The organism is Micromonospora deserti (assembly GCF_003236335.1).
Classification (GTDB): domain Bacteria; phylum Actinomycetota; class Actinomycetes; order Mycobacteriales; family Micromonosporaceae; genus Micromonospora; species Micromonospora deserti.
Genome location: NZ_POUB01000022.1, coordinates 1 through 16,551 on the forward strand (window position 1 = coordinate 1; position 16,551 = coordinate 16,551).

The 16,551-nt window shown below is 74.7% G+C and carries 17 protein-coding genes; 9 read left to right on the plus strand and 8 right to left on the minus strand.

The features are described from left to right. Positions 1–19: 19 nt before the first annotated feature. Both C1I99_RS05865 and C1I99_RS05870 read left to right on the plus strand, forming a co-directional pair. Positions 20–1,366: an aldehyde dehydrogenase family protein gene (locus C1I99_RS05865; RefSeq protein WP_438941383.1), complete on the plus strand. Its 1,347-nt coding sequence runs from the start codon at positions 20–22 to the stop codon at positions 1,364–1,366. Positions 1,367–1,368: 2 nt separating this feature from the next. Next, positions 1,369–2,136: a 3-oxoacyl-ACP reductase gene (locus tag C1I99_RS05870; protein WP_111133215.1), complete on the plus strand. Its 768-nt coding sequence runs from the start codon at positions 1,369–1,371 to the stop codon at positions 2,134–2,136. 69 nt (positions 2,137–2,205) lie between these two features. On the opposite strand, the gene C1I99_RS05875 is transcribed toward C1I99_RS05870, so the two are convergent. Further along, the gene (locus C1I99_RS05875; RefSeq protein WP_199561998.1) at positions 2,206–2,520 is read right to left on the minus strand and encodes an STAS domain-containing protein; all 315 of its coding nucleotides are present in this window, start codon (positions 2,518–2,520) and stop codon (positions 2,206–2,208) included. A gap of 96 nt (positions 2,521–2,616) precedes the next feature. Here C1I99_RS05875 and map point away from each other — a divergent pair, with 96 nt between their 5' ends. After that, a complete protein-coding gene (gene map / locus C1I99_RS05880; protein ID WP_111133182.1) occupies positions 2,617–3,474 on the plus strand; it encodes a type I methionyl aminopeptidase in 858 nt (285 codons plus the stop codon). After that, complete coding sequence (locus tag C1I99_RS05885) at positions 3,471–4,187, plus strand: VIT1/CCC1 transporter family protein (RefSeq protein ID WP_111133183.1); 717 nt, start codon at positions 3,471–3,473, stop codon at positions 4,185–4,187. Before map ends, C1I99_RS05885 begins: the two co-directional genes overlap by 4 nt. Before the next feature lie 15 nt (positions 4,188–4,202). Here the strand turns inward: C1I99_RS05885 and C1I99_RS05890 are convergent, their stop codons facing one another. The 7 genes from C1I99_RS05890 to C1I99_RS05920 all read right to left on the minus strand — a co-directional run bounded on the left by C1I99_RS05890 (position 4,203) and on the right by C1I99_RS05920 (position 10,610). Beyond that, positions 4,203–4,883 carry a nucleotidyltransferase domain-containing protein gene (locus C1I99_RS05890; RefSeq protein WP_111133218.1) on the minus strand — a complete coding sequence of 227 codons (681 nt, stop codon included), beginning with the start codon at positions 4,881–4,883 and terminating at the stop codon, positions 4,203–4,205. A gap of 128 nt (positions 4,884–5,011) precedes the next feature. After that, positions 5,012–5,512, minus strand: a complete 501-nt coding sequence (locus C1I99_RS05895) for a nitroreductase family deazaflavin-dependent oxidoreductase (RefSeq protein ID WP_111133184.1) — start codon at positions 5,510–5,512, stop codon at positions 5,012–5,014. Between the two features lie 74 nt (positions 5,513–5,586). Beyond that, positions 5,587–8,301, minus strand: coding sequence for a permease-like cell division protein FtsX (locus tag C1I99_RS05900; protein WP_233512357.1), 2,715 nt, complete (start codon positions 8,299–8,301; stop codon positions 5,587–5,589). Beyond that, the gene (locus tag C1I99_RS05905) at positions 8,298–9,059 is read right to left on the minus strand and encodes an ABC transporter ATP-binding protein (RefSeq protein ID WP_438941382.1); all 762 of its coding nucleotides are present in this window, start codon (positions 9,057–9,059) and stop codon (positions 8,298–8,300) included. The genes C1I99_RS05900 and C1I99_RS05905 overlap by 4 nt, the downstream gene beginning before the upstream one ends. Next, the gene (locus C1I99_RS05910) at positions 9,056–9,646 is read right to left on the minus strand and encodes a PadR family transcriptional regulator (RefSeq protein ID WP_111133185.1); all 591 of its coding nucleotides are present in this window, start codon (positions 9,644–9,646) and stop codon (positions 9,056–9,058) included. The genes C1I99_RS05905 and C1I99_RS05910 overlap by 4 nt, the downstream gene beginning before the upstream one ends. A gap of 68 nt (positions 9,647–9,714) precedes the next feature. Beyond that, positions 9,715–10,161 (minus strand): ferritin-like domain-containing protein, encoded by a 447-nt coding sequence (locus C1I99_RS05915; protein ID WP_111133186.1) that lies wholly within the window; start codon positions 10,159–10,161, stop codon positions 9,715–9,717. Next, positions 10,158–10,610 carry a hypothetical protein gene (locus C1I99_RS05920; RefSeq protein WP_199562001.1) on the minus strand — a complete coding sequence of 151 codons (453 nt, stop codon included), beginning with the start codon at positions 10,608–10,610 and terminating at the stop codon, positions 10,158–10,160. The genes C1I99_RS05915 and C1I99_RS05920 overlap by 4 nt, the downstream gene beginning before the upstream one ends. A gap of 231 nt (positions 10,611–10,841) precedes the next feature. On the opposite strand from C1I99_RS05920, the gene rimP reads away from it, so the two are divergent. From rimP to C1I99_RS05945, 5 genes are all read left to right on the plus strand, one after another. Then, positions 10,842–11,540 (plus strand): ribosome maturation factor RimP, encoded by a 699-nt coding sequence (rimP, locus tag C1I99_RS05925; RefSeq protein WP_111133187.1) that lies wholly within the window; start codon positions 10,842–10,844, stop codon positions 11,538–11,540. Then, the gene (nusA, locus tag C1I99_RS05930) at positions 11,537–12,580 is read left to right on the plus strand and encodes a transcription termination factor NusA (RefSeq protein WP_111133188.1); all 1,044 of its coding nucleotides are present in this window, start codon (positions 11,537–11,539) and stop codon (positions 12,578–12,580) included. Before rimP ends, nusA begins: the two co-directional genes overlap by 4 nt. 16 nt (positions 12,581–12,596) lie before the next feature. Then, on the plus strand, positions 12,597–12,929 hold the full coding sequence (locus C1I99_RS05935; protein WP_111133189.1) for a YlxR family protein: 333 nt from the start codon (positions 12,597–12,599) through the stop codon (positions 12,927–12,929). 93 nt (positions 12,930–13,022) lie between these two features. Beyond that, positions 13,023–16,013: a translation initiation factor IF-2 gene (infB, locus tag C1I99_RS05940; protein WP_111133190.1), complete on the plus strand. Its 2,991-nt coding sequence runs from the start codon at positions 13,023–13,025 to the stop codon at positions 16,011–16,013. Between the two features lie 89 nt (positions 16,014–16,102). Beyond that, positions 16,103–16,396 (plus strand): DUF503 domain-containing protein, encoded by a 294-nt coding sequence (locus C1I99_RS05945; protein ID WP_111133191.1) that lies wholly within the window; start codon positions 16,103–16,105, stop codon positions 16,394–16,396. The last annotated feature ends 155 nt before the right edge of the window (positions 16,397–16,551 follow it).

The following is a 16,551-nucleotide window of genomic DNA, read 5'->3' on the forward strand; positions in this document are numbered from 1 at the left end:
GGCGGGGGCCGTGACGCGGGTGGTGGATCCGGCGAGCGGGGAGGTCGTGGCGGTCGTGGCGGAGACGTCGGTGGCGGAGACCGACGCCGCGATCGGGCGGGCGGCGGTGGCGTACGAGCGGTGGCGCGGGATGGCGCCGGGTGAGCGGGCGCGGGTGCTGCGGCGGTTCGCCGCCGTGGTGGACGCGCACCTGGAGGAACTGGCCCAGCTGGAGGTACGCAACAGCGGGCACACCGTCGGCGACGCCCGCGGTGAGGCCGGCAACGTGCGCGACGTGCTCGACTACTACGCGGGCGCACCGGAGCGGCTGACCGGCCGGCAGATCCCGGTGCCCGGCGGGCTGGACGTCACCTTCCACGAGCCGCTCGGCGTGGTCGGGGTGATCGTGCCGTGGAACTTCCCGATGCCGATCGCCGCCTGGGGCTTCGCGCCGGCCCTCGCCGCCGGCAACACCGTGGTGCTCAAGCCGGCCGAGCTGACCCCGCTGACCGCGCTGCGCCTGGCCGAGCTGGGCCGCGAGGCGGGGCTGCCGGAGGACGTGTTCACGGTGCTGCCCGGGCGGGGCGACGTGGTGGGCGAGCGCTTCGTCAGCCACCCGGCGGTGCGCAAGGTCTGCTTCACCGGCTCCACCGAGGTCGGCACCCGGATCATGGCCGGCTGCGCCGCCCAGGTGAAGCGGGTGACCTTGGAGCTGGGCGGCAAGAGCGCGAACCTGGTCTTCGCCGACGCCGACCTGGCGAAGGCGGCGGCGACCGCGCCGTACGCGGTCTTCGACAACGCCGGGCAGGACTGCTGCGCCCGGTCGCGGATCCTGGTCCAGCGGCCGGTGTACGACCGGTTCCTGGAGCTGCTCGAACCGGCGGTCCGGGCCTTCCGGGTGGAGGACCCGGCCGCCGAGACCGCCGAGATGGGCCCGCTGATCTCCGCCGCCCACCGGGACCGGGTGGCCGGCTACGTCGACGGATCCACGGTCGCCTTCGCCGGCTCCCGCCCCGCCGGTCCCGGCTTCTGGTACGCCCCCACGGTGCTGCTCGCCGACTCGCCCGCCGACCGACACTGGCGGGAGGAGATCTTCGGCCCGGTGGTCTCGGTGCTCCCGTTCGACGACGAGGCCGACGCGGTCCGGCTCGCCAACGACACCGAGTACGGCCTCTCCGGTTCCATCTGGACCCGAGACGTCGGCCGGGCGGTCCGGGTGGCCCGCGCCGTCGAATCCGGCAACCTCAGCGTCAACTCGCACTCCTCGGTGCGTTACTGGACGCCGTTCGGCGGGATGAAGCGCTCCGGGCTGGGCCGGGAACTGGGCCCGGACGCGTTGCACGCCTTCACCGACGTCAAGAACGTCTTCATCGCTACGGAGGAGTGACCGTGCAGGGTCGGTTGCGGGACCGGGTGGCCGTGGTCACCGGAGCGGGCAGCGGGATCGGGCTGGCCACCGTGCGGCGGTTCGCCGCCGAGGGGGCCCGGGTGGTCTGCGTGGACGTCGACGCGGAGACCGGCCAACGGGCCGCCGACGAGGTCGGGGGCGAGTTCGCCGCCTGTGACGTCGCCGACGAGGCGGCGGTGCGCGACCTCTTCGACGGGGTGGCCGCGCGGCACGGGCGGGTGGACGTCGCGTTCAACAACGCCGGCATCTCGCCGCCCGAGGACGACTCCATCCTGGAGACCGGGCTGGACGCCTGGGAGCGGGTGCTGCGAGTCAACACCACCAGCGTCTACCTCTGCTGCAAGTACGTCATCCCGCACATGCGCCGGCAGGGCAAGGGATCGATCATCAACACCGCCTCGTTCGTGGCGTTGATGGGGGCGGCCACCTCGCAGATCGCGTACACGGCGAGCAAGGGCGGGGTGCTGGCGATGACCCGGGAACTGGGCGTGCAGTTCGCCCGGGACGGCATCCGGGTCAACGCGCTCTGCCCCGGCCCGGTGGCCACCCCGCTGCTGCTGGAGCTCTTCGCCGCGGACCCGGAGCGGGCCGCCCGCAGGCTGGTGCACGTGCCGATGGGGCGGTTCGGCAGGCCGGACGAGATCGCCGCCGCGGTGGCCTTCCTGGCCAGCGACGACGCCTCGTTCATGACCGCCGCGCAGTTCGTCGTCGACGGCGGCATCACCGGCGCGTACGTCACGCCGCTGTGACCGGCCGCTGACGGGTCAGCCGGTACGTCGAGCCAGCGGGGCCGACCCGCCGGGCGTGCCGGGTGTCGCTCAGGCGCGGCCCAGCCAGTCCTGTTCGGCCAGGCCGGAGATCTCCAGCACCCGGTTGACCTGCCGGGAGGGCAGCACGGTGAGGGTGCCGGAGAACTGCCGGGCCAGGCGTACCACGGCGTGGATCGCCGCCGAGTCGAAAAAGGTGACCGCGCGCAGGTCGAGAGTCAGCCGCCCGGCCGGCTCGCGCAGCGCGGTCTGGAGCATGGTGTCGGCGGTGGCCGTGTCGACCTCGCCGGTCACCACGACGCGGAGGTGATCACCGTCGGACTCCGCGCTGGCGGAGAAGACGGGAGGTTCGCCCCCTTGATCCACGCAGACACCATGGCACAGTGGGCCTGGCAGGGCAACAACGGCTCCCGGACGGGCGGTGGCGGGGATCACGCCGGGATCCGGCGATAGGCTTGCCCCATGACCGTCCGTGCGCCGCTGACCCCAGGCACGCTCTCCCCGTGGCGGCCCGTGCCCGCTCACATCCCCCGCCCGGAGTACGTGGGAAAGAAGCGCCCGCAGGAGTGGCGCGGCTCGCACGTGCAGACCCCGGAGACCATCGAGAAGATGCGGATCGCCGGCCGGCTCGCGGCGCAGGCCATCCAGCTCGCCGGCGAGCACTGCAAGCCCGGCGTGACCACCGACGAGATCGACCGGGTGGTGCACGAGTTCCTCTGCGACCACGGGGCCTACCCCTCGACCCTGGGCTACAAGGGCTTTCCCAAGTCCTGCTGCACCAGCATCAACGAGGTGATCTGCCACGGCATCCCGGACTCAACCGTGCTGCAGGACGGCGACATCATCAACGTCGACGTCACCGCGTACCTCAACGGGGTGCACGGTGACACCGACGCCACCTTCTGCGTGGGCGAGGTCAGCGAGGAGGCCCGGCTGCTGGTCGAGCGGACCCACGAGGCGATGATGCGCGGGATCCGCGCGGTGGCCCCCGGCCGCCAGATCAACGTCATCGGCCGGGTCATCGAGTCGTACGCGAAGCGCTTCGGCTACGGCGTGGTCCGCGACTTCACCGGCCACGGCATCGGCGAGTCCTTCCACAGCGGGCTATACGTGCCGCACTACGACAGCCCGCGCCCCGCCGACGTGATGGAGCCGGGGATGACCTTCACCATCGAGCCGATGATCACCCTCGGCACCTACCAGTACGACATGTGGGACGACGGCTGGACGGTGGTGACCAAGGACCGCCGGTGGACCGCCCAGTTCGAGCACACCATCGTGGTGACCGACGACGGGCACGAGATCCTGACGCTGCCGTGACGGACACCCCGGCCGCGCTGCGCGAGGCGCACCACGCGGACGTTTCCGGCGGCTGGCTGCGCCCGGCCGTGTTCGGCGCGATGGATGGCCTGGTCACCAACATCGCCCTGATCGCCGGGGTCGGCGGTGGCGGCCTATCGCCGCGCACCATCGTGCTCACCGGCACCGCCGGCCTGGTGGCCGGCGCGATCTCGATGGGGCTGGGCGAGTACACCAGCGTCCGCTCCGCCAACGAGCAGGTCGCGGCCGAGGTGGCCAAGGAGCGGCGGGAGCTGGAACGCCACCCCGAGGCCGAGGCGCGTGAGCTGGCCGACGCGTGGGTCGCCCGGGGCCTGCCGCGCGACCTCGCCATGCAGGTCGCCGAGGCGGTCCGGCGCAATCCCGAGGAGGCGCTGCGCGTGCACGTACGGGAGGAGCTGGGTGTCAACCCCGACGACCAGCCCAGCCCCTGGGCCGCGGCGATCTCGTCGTTCCTGTTCTTCTCGGTCGGGGCCCTGGTGCCGCTGCTGACCTACCTGTTCGGCGCGACCAGCCTCTGGCTGGCGCTCGGGGTCGGCGGGCTCGGGCTCTTCGCGGCCGGGGCGATCGTCGCCCGGTTCACCGCCCGGCCCTGGTGGTCCAGCGGCCTGCGCCAGTTCCTGCTCGGCGCCGCCGCCGCCACCGCGACCTACCTCATCGGCGCCCTGATCGGCGTCCAGGGCGGCATCGGCTGACCCTCACCCCGTGGGTCAGCCGTCGAGCAGGTCGTCGACGGTGCCGTCCACCGGGCGGCCCCGGGCGGCCAGTTCGTCGGCCTGGCGGGCCAGCACCGCGCCCACCTCGGTCATGTCCGCGCCCGCCAGGCCGGTACGGCGGACCGCGTCTCCCGGATCGCGGAAGTAGGTGCGGCTGAGCAGGCCGTTCACCGTCGCCGCCGCCAGCCGCGCCTCGCCGAGCATGAGCAGTGCCTGGTCGGTCTCGTACCACTCGGCCAGCCGGGCGGCCCGGGCGTGCGCGGCGCTGCCCCGGTACCAGGCCTGCCGGGCGGCGGCGCTGAACTCTGCCGGCCGGGCCCGGGCCAGCCGGCCCAGATGCTCGTCGCGCAGTGTGCGCAGCCAACCGGTCGGGTCGTGCAACGGCCGGGTGGTGACGTACCGGTCGGCGGTCAGCGGCCAGCGTGGGCTGAGTTCGCGGGCCTGGCGCAGGTAGTCGTCGGCGGCGGCCACGGTCAGGTCGACCAGCACCCCGTCCACCCGCCGGGTGGACGACGGCGGCCCACCGCTCGGGCGGTAGGTCACCACCAGCAGCCCGACCTCGCCGTTCCCGCCGCCGTCGTCGTCGCCGTGTGCCAGCGGGCCGTGCACCGCCACGGCGAGCACATCGGCGGGGAAGCGCCGCCGGACCGCGTCGGCCACCCGCTCAGCCACCATCCACCGTGGATAATCGAGGTACGTCTCCTGGCCGTCCACGTCCACCGGATCACCTCACGCCTGGCGGACCGACCGCCGGTCGCCCCGCTCCCCGGTCGTCGCCGCCGGCACCGGCCACCGCACCCACCCTAGCCGCGCCCGGCCGGTCCGCCCGGCGCGGCGCGCCCGTCGGGCACCAGCCGGAAGATGCGGATCTCCCGGCCGCCGGCCCGCCGCACGTACGTCCGGTACGCCGGCCACTCGGTGACCAGCAGCTGCCACAGCCGCTCCCGTTCGGCGCCGGTGGCGACCTCGGCGCGTACCGCAACCCGGCGGCCCCTGACCGCGACCTCGGCGGTCGGATCGGCGAGCAGGTTCAGCGCCCACCCCGGCTGGTGGGCCCGCCCCCAGTTCGAGCCGATCACCACGTACGCGCCACCGTCGGGTACGTAGAGCAGGGGATTGCTGCGCGGCTTGCCGGAGCGGCGGCCGGTGGTGGTGATGATCAGCGACGGGATCAGCCCGAGTGCGACCACTCGACCCCGAGTGAGCCGCCCGACCAGGCGGTCGGCGGGGACGAACAGGCGGGCGACGGCGCCGAACCAGTGATGGTGACCGACGCGGCGGGTGAGGGCTCCGAGGACGGACACGGGCACCAGTGTGCCGGCTGCCGGGCTGGATGGCAGACCCGTCCGCGTCGCACCGCCGCCGTTCCCCGTGCCGGTCAGTCGAGGCGGCGCTCCACCGGCAACCGGGACCGGGTGAACAGCCCTGCCCCGAGCATCGCGACCACCGGCACCGCGGCCAGGACGCCGAGCGCGGCCCAGGGGACGACCACCGGGAACGGCTCCTGCACCGGCCAGGTCACGGCGTAGCGGCGGTTCACGGCGGTCAGGATGATCAGCGCCGTGCCGAGGCCGGCGACGATGCCGAGTGCCGAGCCGAGCACGGCGATCACCCCGGCCTGGCAGAGCGAGAGGACCCGGCGTACGCCCGGGCCGGCCCCGACCGCCGCGAGGGTGGACAGGTCGGCGCGGCCCTCGGCCGCCGCGAGCCCGGTGGCGATGCCGGCCGCGCCCACGGTGATCACCCCGGACGCGGCCGTCAGCAGGAGCAGGAAGGGCCGGGCGTCGTTGGGCGGGGGACCCCGTTCCAGGTCCACGTGCACGGCGGCGAGTGGCCGCAGCGCGGCGACGAACCGGTCCTGCCGGGCCTGGCCGGGCGTCCCGTCGGCGGCGATCGCCCAGCCGACCGGACGGGCGTCCAGCCCGAGCCGGTCGGCCAGCGACGCGGAGAGCAGCAGCCGGCTCACGGGCAGGCCGGTGCGTAGCGCGTACCCCTCGACGGTGTAACTGCGCAGCGTGACCCGGGTGTCCGCGCCGGGCCCGTTCACGGCGAGTTCCAGCCGCCCGTCCACGAGGTAGCGGGGATCGGTCACCACCGCCCCGCCGGCGCGCAGTACCGCGGTGGCGGCGGCGGTGTCCGCCGGGTCCGCGCCGGTGAGGATCGGCAGCGCGGTCCCGTCGTCCACCAGCGCCTGGAAGTACGCGCCGTAGAGTTCCGCCACGTCCCGCCGGCACCGGGCGTCGGCGCGGGCCTGCCGGCGCTCGGCGTCGCTGAGCCCGTCGCCGGGCAGCCAGGGACAGGTCTGGTCCGCCGGCAGCACCGGATCGACGGAGCAGGGCTCGGCGGCGATCCGGCAGGCCGCCTCCACCAGCGGCGCCACCGTGCCCGCGCCGAGGTACGCGCGGGCCGCCTCGGCGACCCGCTCCAGCGGCGGCGGATCCGGTGGATCCCCGGGGTCCGTCCGGGTGACCAGCACGCTTCCGGCCGGCAGGCTGGGCTGGTACATCCGGGTGCTGAGGGCCTCGTCGCTGGCCAGGTACACCCCGAGGGCGACACTGCCGGCCACCGCCGCCATCACCGCGGAGATCGCCGGCGCGGCGGAGGACCGGTTGCGGCTGGCGTCGCGCAGCGCGATCCGGGGGGCCAGGGGCAGCGCCCGCCCGATCCGGGCGAGCAGCCCGACCAGCGTCGGCGTGGCGAACACCAGCCCCAGCTCGCCGAGGATCAGGCCGGCGAGGATGACGATGGGGGTGGTGCGGGCCGCGCCGACGGCGGCCACCCCGGCGCCGCCGGCGGCCAGGGCCAGCCCCACCGCGAGCCAACGGCGGCGGTGCGTCGGCGGGGTGCGCCGCCCAGCCAGCCCGGCCACCACGTCCTGCCGGGCCGCCGTCCAGGCCGGTGTCAGCGCGGCCAGCACCCCGGCCAGCACCGCCACCGCCGCGATCACCACCAGCGCCTCCGGCCAGCAGCGGTATCCGCCGAAGCGCGCCTGGAAGAGGTACTGCTCGGTCAGCGGCCGGCCGGCGAAGGCCGCCGCGACGCCCAGCGCCACCCCGGCGGCGGCCCCGAGGCCGCCGAGCACCACCCCGTCGGCCAGCACGATCCGGCGCAGGTGGACGGCGTCCCCGCCGGCCACGGCGACCAGGGCGAGGTCCCGGCGCCGCCGCCGTACGCCGACCGCGAAGGCCGGCCCGACCAGCAGCACCACCTCCAGCAGCCCCAGCCCGCCGACCAGCACCGAGATGCTCATGCCCTCGACGTCGACGGTGGCGTACTCCTCCGGCCCGGCGGCCGCGCCGCCCGGTGGCGGGTCCGGCGCCGGGCGGCGGGTCTGCACCACGACGCCCCGGTCGTTGAGCCGGCGGATCAGTTCGGCGTCGACGGCGCCCGGCACGTCGACCAGCCAGCTGGCCTCCGCCTCCGGCTGCTCCACCGCCGCCGGGTGCAGCGTGACCATCGGCGACAGCTTGTCCGGGAACTCCACCACGCCGACCACCCGCCACGTGCGGGCCCCGTCCCCCGAGGTGACCGTGCCACCCGGCCGGACGTCGAGCTGCCGCGTGGCCGCCGGGTTCACCGCGATCTCGCCCGGCCCGGCGGGCGCCCGACCGGACCGGATCCGGGCCAGTCCCCGCCCGAGCGGGTCGGTGAGGTCCACCGCCCGGGCGGGGATGCTGTCGTCGATCCGGTCGCCGACCCGGGCCTCGAACGGCGCCCAGCGGCGCAGCGGCAGGGCCCGGCTGCCCGGCGGCAGCAGGGCGGTGACCCGCTCGGTGGTCACCGGCCCGGGCGGAACCAGTTCCCCCTCGCGGGGACCCCAGCTCTCCGCCCAGGCGCTCTGGGTGACCGGAGTGCTGGCCACCCAGAGCAGCTCGGCGTCGGCGGTACCGAGCTGGCGGTCGATCCGTTCGGCGCGGCTCAGGTCGGCCATGTCCCAGCTCACGGCGGTGAAGGTGAGCGCGAGCACCGGCAGGGTGATCATCGCCAGCACCAGCGCGGTACGCCCCCGCGCCCGGCGTGCCTCCCGCCGGGCGATGCGCAACGCGATCCACCAGGAGCCGAGCATCCCGGCCAGCCGGCCGCCCCGGCTCACCGGCCGCTGCCGGTCAGCAGTTGTTCGGCGCTGGCCAGCGGCGCCGTCGAGTCGACCAGTGTCCCGTCGCGCAGGAAGACCACCCGGTCGGCCCACGCCGCGTGCCGCGCCTCGTGGGTGACCAGCACCCCGGCCGCGCCCGCGTTCACCCGCCGGCGCAGCAGGTGCAGCACGGCCTCCCCGGTCTGCGAGTCCAGCGCCCCGGTCGGCTCGTCGGCGAGCACCAGGCGGCGCTCGCCGACCAGCGCCCGGGCGATCGCCACCCGCTGCTGCTGGCCGCCGGAGAGCTGGTCCGGGAAGCGGTCGCCGAGCTCGGACAGCCCCACCTCGGCCAGGGCGTCGGCGGCCAGCCGGCGGGCCCGCCGGACCCCCAGCCCGTCCAGTTCGAGGGGGAGCGCGACGTTCTCCGCGGCGGTGAGGCTGCCGAGCAGGTTGAGGTTCTGGAAGATATAGCCGATCCGGCGCCGGCGCAGCCGGGCGAGGCGGCGGCGGTCCAGCGCGCCGAGCGGCTGGTCCTCGACGCGTACCTCCCCGGCGGTCGGGCTGTCCAGGCCGCCGGCGAGCGCCAGCAGGGTCGACTTGCCGGAGCCGGAGGGCCCCATCACGGCGACGAGTTCGCCGGGGTGGACGGTGAGGCTCACCCCGCGCAGCGCGTGCACGGCCGCCGGCCCCACGCCGTGCGTACGGTGCGCGTCGCGGACCTCGAGCACGGCCCCGTCCGGGCCGGACGGGGGCGCCGTTCCGTTGCCGATGGTCACCGCCGGGCCTCCTCGTCGGCGTGGTCCACCGCCTCCACCGGCGCCGGCCCGATGGCCGGGCCCGGCCCGGCCGGCCGGTGCCGCACCAGGCTGCTCTCGCAGTGGTCGAGCCAGCGGACCTCCGCCTCGGCCTGGAAGACCATCGCGTCCAGCACCAGCCGCCAGGGCAGGTCCTCCGGCCGGTCGCTGGCGTACTTCAACCGGGTCAACTCCTGCAGCGTCCGCATGGTGGCGCTGCGCTGGGTCTGCACCACCGACCGTACGTCGACGCCGGGGGTGGTCAGCGCGAGCGCCAGCTTGATCGCCAGCTCGTCGCGGGGCCGGTCGTTCCGGCTGATCGGGGTGGCGAACCACAGGGCCAGGTCCGCCCGCCCGGCGTCGGTGATCTCGTACGGCCGTTGCCCGGCCTCGCTCTCCGGTAGCGACCGCACCAGCCCGTCCCGCTCCAGCCGCGACAGCGTGGTGTAAACCTGCCCGATGTTCAGCGGCCAGGTCGAGCCGGTCGACTCCTCGAACGCGGTCCGCAGCTGGTAGCCGTACATCTGGCCGCGTTCGAGCAGGGCGAGCAGCCCGTGACGGATGGACATGGCAACGGAGTATGCATACCTGGTATGTCACCCGCAACCGGAGCGGGCCGCCACCGGGGCCGGCGCGTTCAGGCAGGTCGTCCCGGGAACGGCACGGTCAGCGGGCTGATCCCGGCGGTGCGCCGCCACCGGGTGGCCCGGACGGCGTAGTCGACCAGGGCGGCCAGTGCCCGGTCCCGGTCGGCGCCGGTGGTGGCCGCCACCGCCGCCCGCCAGAACGCCGCCGTACGCTCCTCGACCTCGACGGCCAGCCGCAGCGCGCTCGCCCGGTCGGTCACCGGGAACGGCAGGGTGTACCCCGCCCGGTCGGGCGGGACGCTCGCGCCGCCGGTGCTCAACTGCACGACGAGGGAGTCGCGGCGGCGCCGGTGTGCGGCCTCCGCGTCCCGCGCGGCCTTCCGGGCGGCTCCGGTCAGTCGTACGCCGATCGGCCCGTACGCCCAGATGGCGGCGAATTCGGCGGTGAGCGCCGCGCCGAGTGCCTCGGCCGGACCGGCGGGGGTCGGTGCGGTCACTTCAGGGCCTCCAGGTGCGTGGCCCGGGCGGCGGCGATGGAGGCGAGCAGCGCGGCCCGCTCCGCCGGCGCTGCCGCACAGGCCGTGGTCGCGGCGTCCCGGCCGCCCCGCTCGCGCTCTCGCAGCGCGGCGAGGGTCGCGTCCGGGTTCGTGGCCGGGGCGGCCGCGCTGGCCGGGGTGGAGGCGGACGGCAGCGGCATCCCGGTGACCCGGGCCAGTTCGGCCGCGTGCGCCCGGTGCGCCTCGGCGATCGGGGTGAGCCGGTCCGCCAGTGCGGGGTGCGCGGCGGCGGCCGCCGCGTGCGCGGCGGCCAGCCGGAGCGCCTCGTCGAGCAGTGGCGCGAGCGGGTCGGGCTCGGGCGCCGGGCCGTCGTCCCGGTCGAACGGGTCACAGCCGGACAGCGGCGCCGCCGCGCCGCCGAGCGCCAGGATCACCCCGGCCCGCAGCACCTTTCGCCGGGAATGCCCGGATCTGCCGTCGCGCTGTGTCGTTCTGCCCGTCGCCACCGGACAAGTCAACACCATCGTGGCCACCAGGTGGGCCACCGGCGTCGGTGCGCCGCCCGGTCCGCCGCCCGCCAGGCGCGTTACGCTCTGCGCAGCCACCGGCGCGATCGCCCCGGTGGCGTGCCGGCATGGCGTACCGACCGGGCGCCGTCGATCAGGAGAAGGGTGCGCCAGATGACGCAGCGTGGCCGTGCCACCAGGTCGACGGGACCGTCGGGCAGACCCCGGCGCACCGACGGCCCGCGGGGCGGGGACCGCGCCGGCGGCCCGCGCGGCGGTGACCTCGCCGCCCGACGGGCCCGGCTGCGCGAGGTCATCGAGCCGGTGGTCACCGACGCGGGCTACGACCTGGAGGATCTCGCGGTCTCCCGGGCCGGCCGCCGGCACGTGGTGCGCGTGATCGTGGACGCCGAGGGCGGGATCAACCTGGACGCCGTCGCGGACGTCTCCCGGGCGGTCTCCGCCGCCCTCGACACGGCCGAGGAGTCCGGCGGCGACATCGTCGCGGGGGAGTACCAGCTGGAAGTCAGCTCCCCGGGCGTGGACCGGCCGCTGACCCTGCCGCGGCACTGGCGGCGTAACGTCGGCCGGCTGGTCAGGGTGACCGTCCGGGGCGCGGGCGGGCTGCCCGGGCAGCGCGGCGAGCCGCCCGCGGGCGACCGTCAGGTCACCGGCCGGGTGGTGTCGGCCGACGGCGAGCGCGTGGTGCTGGAGACCGACGCCGGCCGCGCGGAATGGACCTACGCCGAGCTCGGCCCCGGCCGGGTGCAGGTCGAGTTCCACCGCCTCGACGAGGTCGGGGAGACGGACGAGTTCGGCGACACTGACGACGACTTCGACGACGAAGATGATGTGGAGGACGAGGAGAGGTGAACATCGACCTCGCGGCGCTGCGCGCACTCGAGCGCGAGCGGGAGATCCCGTTCGACACGATCCTCGCGGCGATCGAGACCGCCCTGCTGACCGCGTACCGGCACACCGAGGGCGCGGAGCCGCACGCCCGGGTGGAGATCGACCGCAAGACCGGCGCGGCCCTGGTGTACGCGCAGGAGGTGGACGCCGACGGCCGCGTGGTGCGGGAGTGGGACGACACCCCGCACGACTTCGGCCGGATCGCCGCCATGACCGCCAAGCAGGTGATCCTCCAGCGGTTGCGGGAGGCCACCGACGAGGTGCACTTCGGCGAGTACGTCGGCCGCGACGGCGACCTGGTCACCGGCGTGGTGCAGGCGCACGAGGCGCGGGCCGAGAAGGGCATCGTCAGCGTCGACCTGGGCAAGCTGGAGGGCGTGCTGCCGCAGTCCGAGCAGGTGCCGGGCGAGCGGTACGCGCACGGCGAGCGGATCCGCTGCGTGGTGGTGCACGTGGCCAAGGGAATGCGCGGTCCCCAGATCACGTTGTCCAGGACGCATCCGAACCTGGTGAAGAAGCTCTTCGCCCTGGAGGTGCCGGAGATCGCCGACGGCACGGTCGAGATCAGCGCGATCGCGCGTGAGGCAGGTCACCGGACGAAGATCGCCGTCCGCTCCACCGCCCCGGGCGTCAACGCCAAGGGGGCCTGCATCGGCCCGATGGGGCAGCGGGTCCGCGCGGTGATGAGCGAGCTGCACGGCGAGAAGATCGACATCATCGACTGGTCGGACGACCCGGCGACCTTCGTGGGCAACGCGCTGTCGCCGGCGAAGGCCCTCCGGGTCGAGGTGGTCGACCTGGCCAGCCGGACGGCCCGGGTGACCGTGCCGGACTTCCAACTCTCGTTGGCCATCGGCCGCGAGGGGCAGAATGCCCGGCTTGCTGCCCGGCTGACCGGTTGGCGGATCGACATCCGCTCCGACGCCGAGCAGGCCGGTGCGGCCGGCCGGAGCGGGGCTGATCACGTCCCGGAGCCGGGCGGCGCGATCTCGGGCAGCTAGGGGTAGACTTCCACCGGTGGTACGACGCGCGCTGCCGGAGCGCACCTGTGTGGGTTGCCGGCGACGTGCGCCGGCCAGCGAACTGCTGCGGATCGTCGCGGTCGGCGACGGGGCTGGATACAGTCTCCGTCCCGATCCGGCCCGCAGGCTGCCGGGTCGGGGAGCGAACGTGCACCCGGATCCGGCCTGCTTCGCGCAGGCGGTGCGGCGTCGGGCCTTCGGGCGGGCGCTGCGTGTCACCGGGTTCCTCGATCACGGTGAGCTCGCGGAGCACATCGACGCGCCAACCACTACGTCCGGTCAACCCGACCGGACGAGGGTCGCTAGCAAGGTAGGACGACCGACATGAGCACACGATGAAGTCGCAGAAATGACCAGGCTTCAAGTGCACGAGTGAGGTTGCTGCGGGTGCTGCCCGCACGACCTCGGAGTGAGGAGTGCAGTGGCAGGTAAGGCCCGCGTACACGAGCTTGCAAAGGAGCTCGGGGTCGAAAGCAAGACCGTTCTCGCCAAGCTGAAGGAAATGGGCGAGTTCGTGAAGTCCGCGTCCAGCACCGTCGAGGCGCCCGTCGCCCGGCGGCTGCGTAGCGCATTCGTCGCGTCCGCCGGAACCGCGGCGCCGGCCGCCCCGCCGGCGGCCGCCTCGGCGCCGACCCCGACCCCGACTCCGTCGCCGACCCCGGGTTCGCCGCGGGTCTCGGCCAGGCCGATGCCGCCACGGCGGCCGGCCGCGCCGACCCCCGGCCCGAAGCCCAAGGGTCCGGTGCCCGGTCCGCCGCAGCCGGCGGCTCCGGTCGCCAAGCCGGCGAGTGCTCACGACATCGAGGTGGCGGCCGCGGAGGCGCGTGCCGCCGCGCTGAAGGCCGAGCAGGAGGCCGCGGTCAAGGCCGCGCAGGCCGCCCGCCAGCAGCAGCGCGAGAACGTCCGCCGGGAGCCCCCGACCGAGGGTGGTCCCCGCCCCGGCCCGCGACCGGGTCCGGGCGCGGTGCCGCCCCGTCCGGGTGCTCCGGCCGCCGGTCGTCCCGGCGCGCCGGCTCCGGGTCCCGGCGGTCGGCCGGGCGGCCGTCCGCCGGCGCGCGGCGCCGGTAACAACCCGTTCGGCATCTCCGGCGGGCAGCAGCAGCGGCCGCCGGCCGCTGGTGCGGGTGGCCCGCGGCCGAGCCCGGCCTCGATGCCGCCTCGGCCCAGCCCGGCCTCGATGCCGCCTCGGCCCAGCCCGGCCTCCATGCCGAGCCAGCGTCCCGGCCGCCCCGGCGGCCCCGGGGCGGGTCGCCCCGGCGGCGGCGCCGGCCGCCCCGGTGGGGGCGGCGGCGGTTTCCGCGGCGGCCCCGGCGGTGGTGCCGGTGGCGGCGGTGGTTACCGCGGCGGCCCCGGCGGTGGTGCCGGCGGGGGCGGCGGTGGTTACCGCGGTGGCCCCGGTGGCGGTGCCGGTGGTGGCTTCCGTCCGGGTGCCCCGGCCGGTGGCGCCGGTCGTCCGGGTGGCGGCGGTCGTGGCCGTGGCGGCGGCGCCGCGGGCGCCTTCGGGCGTCCGGGTGGCAAGCCGACCCGCGGTCGCAAGTCCAAGAAGCAGCGCAGACAGGAGTTCGACAACCTGTCGGCCCCGACCATGAGCTCGGGTGCTCCCCGGGGTCAGGGTCAGGTCGTCCGGCTCTCCCGTGGCGCCTCGCTGTCGGACTTCGCCGACAAGATCAACGCCAACCCGGGTTCGCTGGTCCAGGAGATGTTCAACCTGGGCGAGATGGTCACCGCGACCCAGTCCTGCTCCGACGACACCCTGCTGCTGCTGGGTGAGCACCTCGGCTTCGATGTGCAGATCGTCAGCCCGGAGGACGAGGACCGTGAGCTGCTCGCGCAGTTCAACATCGACCTCGACGCGGAGGTGGCGGAGGACCGCCTGGTCAGCCGGCCGCCGGTGGTGACCGTCATGGGTCACGTCGACCACGGTAAGACCAAGCTGCTCGACGCGATCCGCAAGGCGAACGTCGTGGCCGGTGAGGCGGGTGGCATCACCCAGCACATCGGTGCGTACCAGGTCCACGTCCCGCATGAGGGCGAGGACCGGGCGATCACCTTCATCGACACCCCGGGTCACGAGGCGTTCACCGCCATGCGTGCCCGTGGTGCCCAGGTGACCGACATCGTCATCCTGGTGGTCGCGGCGGACGACGGCGTGATGCCCCAGACGATCGAGGCGTTGAACCACGCCAAGGCGGCCGACGTGCCGATCGTGGTGGCGGTCAACAAGGTCGACAAGCCGGAGGCCAACCCGGACAAGGTCCGCCAGCAGCTGACCGAGTACGGTCTGGTCGCCGAGGAGTACGGCGGCGAGACCATGTTCGTCAACGTGGCAGCCAAGCCGGGCATCGGCATCGAGGACCTGCTCGAGGCGGTCCTGCTGACCGCCGACGCGTCGCTGGAGCTGACCGCTCCGATCGACGGTCCGGCGCAGGGCGTGGCCATCGAGGCGCACCTGGACAAGGGTCGCGGTGCGGTGGCGACGGTGCTGGTGCAGAAGGGCACCCTGCGGGCGGGCGACTCGATCGTCGCCGGCGGGGCGCACGGCCGGGTCCGGGCGATGCTCGACGAGAACGGCAACCAGGTCGCCGAGGCCGGTCCGGCGCGTCCGGTCCTGGTGCTCGGTCTGACCGCGGTGCCCGGCGCCGGCGACACCTTCCTCGCGGCCGAGGACGACCGTACGGTGCGCCAGATCGCCGAGCAGCGGCAGGCGCGGCGGCGGGCGGCGGCGTTCGCCAACTCCCGTGGCCGGGCCACTCTCGAGACGCTCATGGAGCAGCTCAAGGAGGGCGAGAAGACCTCGCTCAACCTGGTGCTCAAGGGCGACGTCTCCGGTTCCGTGGAGGCCCTCGAGGACGCGCTGTTCAACCTCGACATCCCGGAGGAGGTCCAGCTCAGGATCATCCACCGGGGCGTGGGTGCGATCACCGAGAGCGACGTCATGCTGGCCAGCGCCTCGTCGGAGCCGGTCACGATCATCGGCTTCAACGTGCGGGCCGCCAACAAGGTCCGCGAGATGGCCGACCGCGAGGGCGTGGAGATCCGGTACTACACCGTGATCTACCAGGCCATCGAGGAGATCGAGGCGGCGCTCAAGGGTCTGCTCAAGCCGGAGTACGAGGAGGTCGAGCTGGGCACCGCGGAGATCCGCGACGTGTTCCGCTCGTCCAAGATCGGCAACATCGCCGGTTGCATCGTCCGGTCGGGGCTCATCCGGCGCAACGCCAAGGCGCGCCTGCTGCGCGACGGGGCGGTCGTGGCGGACAACCTCACGATCAACTCGCTCAAGCGGTTCAAGGACGACGCGACGGAGGTGCGCGAGGGCTTCGAGTGCGGTCTGACCCTGGGTGGTTACAACAACGTCCAGGTCGGCGACGTGATCGAGACCTTCGAGATGCGGGAGAAGGTTCGCGCCTGATCCGCTCGACACACTGATCAAGGGGTTTACGCCGCCCGGCGTAAACCCCTTGATCATGTGGGGCGGGGTGCGGGTAATGTCGTCAGACGATGTTCACCGGAACCGCGGTCTTCGACCTGCTGCTGCCGGGCGACTCCCGGTCGCTCAAGGCCAAGAGATCATATGTACGACCAATCGTGGCGGCCCTGCGCCGGTTCGAGGTTTCGGCCGCCGAGGTGGGGGCGCTCGACCTGCACGGCCGGGCCCACATCGGGGTGGCCGTGGTGGCCGCCGAGGCGGCCCACGTCCGTGAGGTGCTGGATTCCTGCGAGCGGCTGGTGGCCGGCCGGCCAGAGACGGAGCTGCTCTCCGTGCGCCGGCGCCTCTACGGCGAGGACGACTGACGCCGGGGCGACCGCCGCCGGTCGAGGGGCGTGGCGGCGGTCGCGCCGCCACCGGCGGCGCCGCGGCAGGGGCCGCGCAGGTAGTGTTCGAGATGTTGGCTGGTCGGCTCCGGCGGCGCTCCGCGTCGCTGGCGGCGGCCGGGAGCGGGACGCCG

Coding starts and splice junctions, on each gene's coding strand:
- map (WP_111133182.1), top strand. CDS start 2,617: ATGACCGTCCGTGCGCCGCTGACCCCAGGCACGCTCTCCCCGTGGCGG.
- C1I99_RS05890 (WP_111133218.1), bottom strand. CDS start 4,883: ATGGTGGCTGAGCGGGTGGCCGACGCGGTCCGGCGGCGCTTCCCCGCC.
- C1I99_RS05910 (WP_111133185.1), bottom strand. CDS start 9,646: ATGTCCATCCGTCACGGGCTGCTCGCCCTGCTCGAACGCGGCCAGATG.
- rimP (WP_111133187.1), top strand. CDS start 10,842: ATGACGCAGCGTGGCCGTGCCACCAGGTCGACGGGACCGTCGGGCAGA.
- C1I99_RS05945 (WP_111133191.1), top strand. CDS start 16,103: ATGTTCACCGGAACCGCGGTCTTCGACCTGCTGCTGCCGGGCGACTCC.